Below are 9,928 nucleotides of genomic sequence, written 5' to 3' on the forward strand. Positions count from 1 at the left end.
AACAGGGATTTTGCACGTATTGCGCGATCCGGTGGTCAGTACGTAGGGTCCGACAACGTTGTTCGGAAACAACGTTGTCTCAGCGCACCGGAGGATGATCATGAGGCCCGTCGACGAGCTGCCGGAAGGCCTCCGCGCCCTGAGCGCCGACGTCCACCGCGAGCTGCGCGCCCTCGACCCGCGCGCCGCCGACCGCTTCACCGGGCTGCTCACCGGCACCTGGGGCCGGGCCATGCGCCCGCAGCCCGACGGCGAGGTCTTCGTCCTCACCGGCGACATCCCCGCGATGTGGCTGCGCGACAGCACCGCCCAGGTCCGCCCCTACCTCCTCGCTGCCGACGACCCGGCCGTCGCCGCCGCGCTCACCGGCGTCCTGCGCCGCCAGCTGCGGTACGTCCTCGCCGACCCGTACGCCAACGCCTTCAACGCCGAACCCGACGGCGCCGGCGCCGGTTACGTCGACGATCCGGTCCCCGCCCCGCTGGTCTGGGAGCAGAAGTACGAGATCGACTCGCTCTGCGCCCCGCTCCACCTGGCGTACGGCATCTGGCGGGCCACCGGCAGCCTCGGCCACCTCACCGCCGACGACCGCTTCGTCCGCGCCGCCCGCCGGATCATCGCCCTGTGGCGGGTCGAGCAGGACCACGAGAACAGTTCGCCGTACGAGTTCCGGCGCGAGGGCGACTGGGAGTACGACACGCTGGCCCGCGACGGCCGGGGCGCGCCGACCGCGCCCACCGGGATGACCTGGTCCGGCTTCCGCCCCAGCGACGACCGCTGCCAGTACGGCTATCTGGTCCCGTCCAACGCCATGGCGGCCGCCGCGCTGAGCGGCCTCGCCGAACTGGCGACCGCGATCGGGGACCTCGACCTCGCCGCCGACGCCACGGCCCTCTCGGGCGAGATCGCCACCGGGGTGCGTACGCACGGGGTGACCGCGGGGGCAGACCCTTCGGTGTACGCGTACGAAGTCGACGGTCTCGGCGGGCAGTTGCTGATGGACGACGCCAACATCCCGAGCCTGCTCTCGCTGCCCTACCTCGGCTGGTGCGACCCGGGCGACCAGCTCTACCTGCGCACCCGCGAGTTCGTCCTCAGCGACGCCAACCCCTTCCACTACACGGGCGGTTCGGCCTCAGGGATCGGCAGCCCGCACACCCCGCCCGGCCACGTCTGGCCGCTCTCCCTCACCATGCAGGCCCTGACCAGCGACGACGAGGCCGAACGGGTCCGCCTCGCCGAGCTGCTGCTGCGCACCGACGCGGGCACCGGCTCCATGCACGAGAGCTTCCACGTCGACGACCCCGCGACCTTCACCCGCCCCTGGTTCGGCTGGGGCGACGCCCTCTTCGCCGAGCTGCTCCTCGACCTCACCGGACGCTCGACCGCGCGTCTGCACCCCCGGCTGCCCGTGACCGAACGGCCCGCACGGTAAGGCCACTTACGGTCGCTCAGGGCCCTGCCCGCGCACACGCTCGCTACGATCGCGGGCGTGTGCGCAAACATTGTGGTTGCCGAAGACGACGCGAAACAGGCCGAACTGGTGCGCCGCTATCTGGAGCACGAGGGTCACACCGTCACGGTCGTCGAGGACGGCCGGACCGCTCTCGACACGGTCCGGCACCAGGAACCCGACCTGGTCGTCCTCGACGTGATGATGCCCAGAGCCGACGGCCTCGACGTCGTACGCATCCTGCGTGCCGAACGCCGCGAGGTGCCGGTGCTGATGCTGACGGCCCGCAGCACCGAGGACGATCTGCTGCTCGGCCTCGACCTCGGCGCCGACGACTACATGACCAAGCCGTTCAGCCCGCGCGAACTGACGGCCCGCGTACGGACGTTGCTGCGCCGCAACCGACGCGGCACCGACCCGGCCACCGAACCCGCGCCTGCCCCCGAGCCCGAAGCGGCCCCGGACGAGAAGGTGTTGGCGGTCGGCGTGCTCAGGGTCGATCCGGCGCGGCACGAGGTCTCGGTCGGGGGTACGGCGGTCGAGTGCACGCCCGGTGAGTTCCGTATCCTCGCGGCGATGGCGGCTGAGCCCGGCCGGGTCTTCACCAGGGCGCGGCTCCTGGAGGAACTGCACGGCTTCGACAAGTACATCAGCGGCCGGACCGTCGACGTGCACATCATGAACCTGCGCAAGAAGATCGAGCGTGCCCCGCGCCGGCCGTCCCGCATCATCACGGTCTTCGGCGTCGGCTACAAACTGACGGACCCCGCGAAGAGCGTGCGCCATGCGTCCTCCTGAGAAGAGGGACCCGGCGGGTGCGAAGGGCCGGCTGCCGCTGCGAAAGAGCCTGGCCGGGCGGCTGTTGTTCGTGACCGCGCTGGTCGCCTCGTGTTCGGTCGCCGCCACCGCCTGGCTCGCCGTGCAGACGACCTCCGTCGCGATCCGCCAGGAGCAGGGGCAGAACCTCAAGTCCGACGCGAAGATCTACGACACCCTCCTCGGCTACGCGGCCACCCATCCCGGCTGGGAGGGCGTCGACGCGACCGTGCGCGAACTGGCCCGGCAGTCCGGGCGCCGGATCGTGCTCACCGCCGAGGACCGGCGCCCCTTCACCGACTCCGCGAACTCGGGCTCCAGGGAGGGCGGTTCGGCGGCGGCCTCGCTCGCCTCGCAGCCCTCGGCGGTCGTCGACCCGCTGTCCGTCGACACCGTGCTGGTGCCCGACGCCGCCGAGACCGGCGCGGACCGTGTCGATCCACGCGCTGTGGGGCCCTTCAGGCTGCCCGCGAAGGAACGTTCCGCTCTGCGGAAGGCATCCCAGGGAAGGGTGGCGTGCCTCAGCCAGCTGGGGATCGCCGCGGACATCGTCGAGAGCCCCGGCGGACGGCCCCGCGTCCAGTTCGTCAGCAACGAGACCGACAACGCGGCTGAGGACGAGATCGCCCGCTCCATGGAAGCGAAGTGTCTGGACTCCTACCCCGTGTCCCCCACCCCGACCGAGCGGAAGGCCCTGCGCGCCCTCAACCAGTTCGCCGACTCCTGCCTCGAACGCCAGGGCCGTACGGGCGTGACCCTGAACCTGGACCTGTCCTGGGACCGGAGCTGGGGATACGGCCAGGACGGCGTGAGCCGCGTCGCCAAGGACGGCACCGACAGGCTGACGGCGGAGAAAGCGGCGGAGGCCGAGATGCTGGCGGCCAAGATCGCGGGGGACGCCAGGGCCGCGAAGGCCTCCGCGGCCGCCGAGGCGGCGGAGGCCGCTGATGCCGCCAAGCGGAAGCTAACTGGCGGCGACGCGATCTATGACATCCCCGCCGGGGTCCGGGGGAGCGGCTACGACCGGGCCATCGCCGCCTGTGTCGTCAGCGCCCGCCGCGAACAGCTCACCGCCTATGTCGCCGAGCCCGCGCTGCTGTTCATCGACGGCCCCGGCGCCGCCGGAGTGCCCGGCCTCGACCTCTCCCCGGCCAACACCGCCCGGATCGCCGGGGTCACCGCGCTGGTCCTCGCCCTCACCGTCGGCGCCTCGGTGCTCGCGGGAGGCAGGCTCGTACGCCCGCTGCACGCGCTCACCGGCGCCGCCCAGCGGATGCGGGACGGCCTCGACTCGACGCCGGTGCCCGTGCCCGTCGGCTCCGACAACGAGATCGGACGGCTGGCGACGGCCTTCAACGACATGGCCGCGCACCGGGCCCGCCTGGAGGAGCAGCGCAAGGTGATGGTCAGCGATGTCGCCCATGAGCTGCGTACGCCGCTGAGCAACATCCGGGGCTGGCTGGAGGCCGCCCATGACGGACTGGCCGACCCCGACCCGGCGTTCGTCTCCTCGCTCCTGGAGGAGGCGGTGCAGCTCCAGCACCTCATCAACGACCTCCAGGACCTGGGCGCGGCCGACGCGGGCGCCCTGCGGCTGCACCGCAAGCCGGTACGCGTCGACGAACTGCTCGGCCAGGTCGCCTCCGCGCACCAGGGGCTCGCCGAGAAGGCGGGCGTCACCCTCACCGTCACCGCGCCGCCGCCCGGCACCCCTCGCCTCCCGCTCCTCGACGCCGACCCCGTACGGCTGCGCCAGGCCGTCAGCAACCTGCTCTCCAACGCGGTACGCCACACACCGTCCGGCGGCACAGTGACCCTGCGCCCGTACGTCCCCGGAGCCGACGGTTCTGGGGACGGCGGTTCCGGGGACGAGGTCGCCGTGGAGGTGTCCGACACCGGCAGCGGTATCCCGGCGGCGGATCTCCCGTACGTCTTCGACCGGTTCTGGCGGGCGGAGAAGTCCCGCAACCGCAGTACTGGCGGCAGCGGTCTCGGCCTGGCGATCGTCCTCAAGCTGGCCGAGGCGCACGGCGGCACGGTGGACGTGGAGAGCGAGGAGGGGAAGGGGGCCACCTTCACCCTGCGGCTGCCCACGAGCCCCGCGGCCGACCCTGATGGGATGACCACGGCGATCTGACAGGTTCCTCACAACTGGCAGTCAGTGTGGGGCCATGCCCGGAACCTGGTGCGGATCGAGCACCCAGGTACGACCAAGGCCGGGCTGGAACTGGAGTCTTAAATGTCCCGCCGTCTCACCCTGCGCCCGCTGAGCACTCTTCGTATCGCCGTGCTGACCGGCGTCGCGGCCGGCGCGCTGCTCGTCCCGGCCTCCGCGGCCTTCGCCACCGACTCGACCCCGACGCCGAGCGCGTCCGACCTGACCCCGGCCGACAAGGAGGCCCTGGCGAAGAAGAAGGCCGAGGACGCGAGGGCGCTCAAGGAGGCCGAGGCCCTGAAGGCCCAGGAGGCCCAGAAGCTTGGCAAGGGCTACCCGCGGGGTGCTGTCGCCGCGGGCGAGGCCCCGGCCGGGGACAACACCGGCACGCTGATCGGGTCGGCCACGGGCGCGCTGCTTCTCGCGGGCGCGGGCACGTACGTGGTGCGCCGCCGCACCACCGCTCGCCGCTAAGCGCGCCGCTGCGCGGTGTGTCGGCGGTCGTCCGCGGCGCCGTCGTGGCTGGTCGCGCAGTTCCCCGCGCCCCTTTGGGGCGCTCGTACGAAACGGTGGCGCCGTCCTTCATCGGGCGGCGCCACGCGTGTTACCGCACCCAGCACCCTTGCTCTGGAGCCCGCGTTGCCCCCTGTACTCCGTCCGGCCCTCGTTCTGCTCATGTTTGTCACCCTGCTCTCCGGCTGTTCGTCCGCGCCCGATCCGGGACTGCGGGTCGCGCCCACCGCGTCGGCGCCCGAACAGGCCGAGGAGTCCCAGGAGTCCGTGACCTCCGCTGCCCCCGAGGAGCGTGCCGCCCCGGCCGAGGTCGCCGTTCCCTCCCTCGGGATCACCAGTTCGCTGCTGGAGCTGGGTCTCAACACGGACGGGACGGTCGAGGTCCCGCCGGCCGAGAAGGGGATGACCGCCGGCTGGTACACGGGCGGTGCGGTGCCCGGTGAGGTCGGCGCGGCCGTCATCATCGGCCACAACGACACCCGCTTCGGCAAGGCCGTCTTCCACGACCTCAAGAAGATCACCAAGGGCGCGGACATCACCGTCACCGACGCGAGCGGCGACGCCGCCCACTTCACCGTCACGGACACGGAGAGCGTCGGCAAGAACGCCTTCCCCACGGAGAAGGTCTACGGCCCGACCCAGGACCGTGCCCTGCGGCTCATCACCTGCGACGGCGACTTCGACGCGCAGGGCCATCCGGTGAACAACCTCATCGTGTACGCGACGCTCAACTGAGGGCAGTATGCGGAACATCACATGCCGGATTCGTCCTGACGTCACGAGTAACGTCCAAACGGTCCCTGCCTGAACTCTCAAGTAATGGCCATGAGTTGTTCCGATGAGTACTCCAACTGTCCCTTCAGCACCTACTCTCCCCCCAAGTCCATATACGGAGCACAGGGCAACAGGGCAACAGGCGAGCTGAGGACAATGGAGCCACTTCGTCCCACGGATCCGGAGCAACTGGGGCCGTACCGTACTGTCGCGCGACTCGGCGCCGGGGGGATGGGGGAGGTCTTCCTCGCCAAGGACGACCGGCAACAGACCGTGGCCGTCAAGGTCATCCGCCCGGAACTTGCCTCCGGCAAGGCCTTCCGCAACCGCTTCCGTCGCGAGGTCGACGCGGCGCGCGCGGTGAGCGGTACGTACACGGCGTCCGTCGTGGACGCCGACCCGGACGGGCCCGTCCCCTGGCTGGCCACCACGCACATCATCGGCCCGACGCTCGCCGAGGCGGTCGAGGCGTACGGGCCGTTGCCGCAGCGATCAGTCCTGGCTCTCGGGGCCGGGCTCGCCGAGGCGCTGATCGCCGTACACTCTGCGGGACTTGTGCACCGCGACCTCAAACCGTCCAACGTGCTGCTCTCCGCCGAGGGCCCGCGGGTCATCGACTTCGGTATCGTCCGGGCCACCGACGGTTACGAACTCACCCTGTCCGGCGTGCTGTTGGGCTCCCCGAGGTACATGTGCCCCGAGCATGCCACCGGCGATCCGATGGGCCCGGCGGGGGACGTGTTCTGTCTCGGCTCGGTCCTGGCCTACGCGGCCACCGGGAAGTCGCCCTTCGACGGCTCGTCGGCGGCGACCCTGCTCTACCAGGTGGTGCACGGCACGCCCGATCTGACGAGGGTCCAGGAGCCGCTGGACACGATCATCGGGCTCTGCCTGGAGAAGTCCCCGGGGGCCCGGCCCAGCCCGGACCGGGTGTCGGCGGCGTGCGCGCCCGGCGGCGCCGACGCGCTGGACTGGGACGACTGGCTGCCGGAGGCCGTGCTCGACTCGATCGGACGGCAGGCCGCCGCCCTGATGGACCTGGACCTCGGGGGAGACGGCAGGGCGGGCGTCCGTGAGCGGGAGGCCGCCCGCGTCGGCGCCACAGCCGCCCCGGGCCCCGGATCCGGCCCCGGGGGCGTCCGAGTGGACCCGCGCCTGGCAGCCGTCCAGCGACTGATCACGGAGCGGCGCCCGAGCGGCCCCCACCCCGTGGTCTTCCCCGATCACCCCGAACACCCCGAACACCCGAAACTCCCCGAGCACCCCGAGCGCGCAGGACATCCCGAGTCCCCGGCACGGCCGAAGCCCGGCCCGACACGCGAGCAGGCCCCCGCGCCGTCGCCCGCCCAGTCGCCCGAGCGGGGCACCCATCGCGCCCGGCGCTCCCTGCGGCCCGACCCCTCCCGCCGCAGAATCCTCACGGCCGGCGCGCTCGCCGTGGGCACCGGCCTCGCCGCACTGCTGCACGGCTCGAACGGCCGGTCGGGCGGCGGTGTGGCGGCGCCGTCCGGCACCGCGCCGGAACCGCTGTGGACCTACCGGAGCGACCCGCTCGTCCAGGCACCGGCGGTCTTCTACAACGACACGGCCCTGCTGAAGACACAGTCGGGCGCGCTGTTCAGCCTCGGCCTCGCCGACGGCACCAGTCCCCGCTGGACCTACCGCGGCATCAGCCAGTCGCCCACCCCGCCTCTGCTCGTCTCGGACGTCGTCGTCGCCCTCGGCACCGGCGCGACCGTGATCGGCGTGGACCCGACCACGGGTGTGGAGCGGTACTCGCTGGACTTCGGGGTGGACTTCCGGTTCGACACGCTGCTCGGCGGCATCGGCGACACCGTCACCATCGTCGGACTGCGGTTCGACCGCGAGGACACCCCGGACGGGGCGCAGGGATCGGTCACCTCGACGAACGTCGTCCTCGGGACGAATCTGGGGGCACGCCTGGCCAGTGTCATCCCGATATCCCCGCAGGACATCGGCCTCGACCTGAAGCCGGCCATCGACGCCAGCCACTTCGTCTACATCGACGGCCTGCACCGCCTCACGGCCCGGGGCACCGACGGGCGCGGCAGCGTGCTGTGGAGCCAGCCCATGACGTCCGACTCGGAGACCCGGTCGACCCCGGTGGTGCTCGACAAGACCGTCTTCGCCGCCGACAACGAGCTGATCGCCGTGGACCTGGAGTCCGGTGCGCTGCGCTGGCGGGTGCGGGCGGAGAACGGCGGCTTCGCGTCCGTCGCCGCCGCGGAGGACACGGTGTACTGCACGACGAGGAACCCGCACGGCGTCGAGGCGTTCGACGCCGTGACCGGTGCCCGGCGCTGGTTCCGGGAGACGCCCCGGCTCGACCTGGAGAACCCCCTCGTCGCGGGCGGCAGCGCGGTCTTCGTCACGGCCGCGGCCAACAAGAACGGGTTCTACGCGATCGACGCCCGACGGGGCGAGCTGCTCTGGAACTTCACCGACGGCCGGGACACCGGCATCAACGACTGGCAGCTCTCCTGCGATCCGGGCGCCGGCAGTGACCACCCGCTGATCGCCCAGCACTTCGACAGGGTGTATGCGCTGCCGATGCCTCACAGCTGAAAGGCATCGTCAGCGGCTACTCTCCGGCGCCCGGGTCCTCCGCCCAGGCGGCGGAGGGCTCAGGGGTGCCCTCCGCGAAGGCCGGGGCCTGGAAGGGGTTGATCACCGGGGTGGGGGTGTCGGTCTTCTCGTGGACCGGGAGCTGTTCCGGTGCGGAGAAGAGTGAGGTCGTTCCTACGGCTGAGTTCACAGAACGGTCAGCTTGGCGTAGGGGCTGGTGATCCGCTGTTGCATTCCGCCGAAGTCGACGAGCACCGCGATGCCGTCCTCGACGGTGGTCACTCGGCCGAGGCCGAACACATCGTGAGTGACCCGGTCTCCCACCGCGAACCGCTTGGCAGGCGGTGCCACAGGGGCTTTGAAGGGGCTGGTGGGCAGGTGGGCCTTTGTCGCCGCTGTTTTAGTCATTGTGACGCCAGTATGCTCCGCTCCGGACCGGCGTGGGCCGCTCGCGCACTACCTGCTCCCGCCGACCATCCCTCCGCCCGGCCCTCGAACGAGGCCCCGAACGGCGCGAGATCCCGCCGGTCGACGAGGCTTGTGCAGGTCAGAGGGGGTGCGGCGGGCCGGGGTGAGTTCCGGCACAGGCGCGTGGGGCGGTACGACCCCACGCAGAGGAATCATCAAGAGTTATCGTTCGGTTGCCACCCGGGGCCCGCCACTCGGCCCCGGCCGGCCTCCAAACGGCGCCGGCCGGCCGTCGCATGGCCAGGTTCCCGGCGATCAGAGGTACTTGGCGAAGAACGGCGACAGGGGTGACAGGCGGGCAGGTCCGCTCATTCCCGCCCCGACGCGCTCACCGCCAGTACCCCCACCACCACGGCCCCGACGAGCAGCGGAATGCCCAGGCCGTGGTGGACCACCAGCCACGCCCCGAGCAGCGCGCCCAGGGCCATCGCGGCCACCGACGCCGAGCGGCGCGGCGAGTGCCTGCCCGTGCCGCCGGCCGCGCGGGAGTCGGCGGCGAGGCCGGTGAGGGTCATCGTCAGGACGGTGGTCGTCAGATCGGGGACACCCAGCCTGCGTACCGTCGCGTTGCGCAGACCCATCGCGAAGGCGGTGACCGCGATCAGGGCGTAGACGGTGGCGGTCGCGTCCGGCGCGGCGAAGGCGACCGCCGAGGACGCGCCCAGGAACACCGCCTCGACGGCGAGGGTCACCCGGGCCCACCTCCGGCGCGAGCCGCCGCCCATCCGCCCCGCGACCCGCCCGCCGGCCACCGCGCCCACCACGAACGACGCCAGCGACACCAGCGTGTGCGGTACGGAGAAGCCGGGCGCCCCGGCGGCGGCGAAGCCCAGCACGACGACGTTCCCGGTCATGTTCGCGGTGAAGACATGCCCGAGCCCGAGATAACTCACGGCATCGATCAGCCCACTGACCACCGTCAGCACCAGCAGCACGACGACGAGACGCAGCCCACGCGATTCGGGGTCGTACGACGACGGTGACGGCTGGGACGGCCCGGCGGCCTCGGCACTCATCGGGCCAGTCCACCACGGGGGCTCTCGGCGGGCGGCTGCGGTGAGCTTTTAGGGGGCGCGGGGAACTGTGTGACCAGCCACGACGCACCCGCAGACAACAGCGGATGCCCGGATACGACGAAGAAACGACGGCCCCCGACTCAGGAG

At 71.8% G+C, this 9,928-nt stretch carries 9 protein-coding genes; 6 read left to right on the plus strand and 3 right to left on the minus strand.

Features of this window, described 5'->3' with window-relative positions; all coding sequences use genetic code 11:
• Positions 1-100 precede the first annotated feature (100 nt).
• From ACWCRB_RS14205 to ACWCRB_RS14230, 6 genes are all read left to right on the plus strand, one after another.
• Positions 101-1,435: a glycoside hydrolase family 125 protein gene (locus ACWCRB_RS14205; protein WP_450996291.1), complete on the plus strand. Its 1,335-nt coding sequence runs from the start codon at positions 101-103 to the stop codon at positions 1,433-1,435.
• A gap of 57 nt (positions 1,436-1,492) precedes the next feature.
• Complete coding sequence (locus ACWCRB_RS14210; protein ID WP_450996292.1) at positions 1,493-2,251, plus strand: response regulator transcription factor; 759 nt, start codon at positions 1,493-1,495, stop codon at positions 2,249-2,251.
• The gene (locus ACWCRB_RS14215) at positions 2,238-4,406 is read left to right on the plus strand and encodes a sensor histidine kinase (RefSeq protein WP_450996293.1); all 2,169 of its coding nucleotides are present in this window, start codon (positions 2,238-2,240) and stop codon (positions 4,404-4,406) included. The genes ACWCRB_RS14210 and ACWCRB_RS14215 overlap by 14 nt, the downstream gene beginning before the upstream one ends.
• A 102-nt stretch (positions 4,407-4,508) precedes the next feature.
• Positions 4,509-4,898, plus strand: a complete 390-nt coding sequence (locus ACWCRB_RS14220) for a sortase-dependent protein (protein WP_450996294.1) — start codon at positions 4,509-4,511, stop codon at positions 4,896-4,898.
• Positions 4,899-5,099: 201 nt separating this feature from the next.
• Entirely contained in the window at positions 5,100-5,672 is a 573-nt protein-coding gene (locus ACWCRB_RS14225; RefSeq protein WP_450996295.1) for a class F sortase, read from the plus strand.
• 270 nt (positions 5,673-5,942) lie between these two features.
• Positions 5,943-8,297, plus strand: coding sequence for a protein kinase domain-containing protein (locus ACWCRB_RS14230; RefSeq protein WP_450996296.1), 2,355 nt, complete (start codon positions 5,943-5,945; stop codon positions 8,295-8,297).
• Positions 8,298-8,313: 16 nt separating this feature from the next.
• Here the strand turns inward: ACWCRB_RS14230 and ACWCRB_RS14235 are convergent, their stop codons facing one another.
• The 3 genes from ACWCRB_RS14235 to ACWCRB_RS14245 all read right to left on the minus strand — a co-directional run bounded on the left by ACWCRB_RS14235 (position 8,314) and on the right by ACWCRB_RS14245 (position 9,781).
• On the minus strand, positions 8,314-8,487 hold the full coding sequence (locus ACWCRB_RS14235) for a hypothetical protein (protein WP_235479497.1): 174 nt from the start codon (positions 8,485-8,487) through the stop codon (positions 8,314-8,316).
• Positions 8,484-8,705: a hypothetical protein gene (locus ACWCRB_RS14240; protein ID WP_235479498.1), complete on the minus strand. Its 222-nt coding sequence runs from the start codon at positions 8,703-8,705 to the stop codon at positions 8,484-8,486. The genes ACWCRB_RS14235 and ACWCRB_RS14240 overlap by 4 nt, the downstream gene beginning before the upstream one ends.
• Before the next feature lie 368 nt (positions 8,706-9,073).
• Positions 9,074-9,781: a YoaK family protein gene (locus ACWCRB_RS14245; protein WP_450996297.1), complete on the minus strand. Its 708-nt coding sequence runs from the start codon at positions 9,779-9,781 to the stop codon at positions 9,074-9,076.
• Between the last annotated feature and the right edge of the window lie 147 nt (positions 9,782-9,928).

It is taken from the genome of Streptomyces sp. NPDC002156 (genome assembly GCF_053593675.1).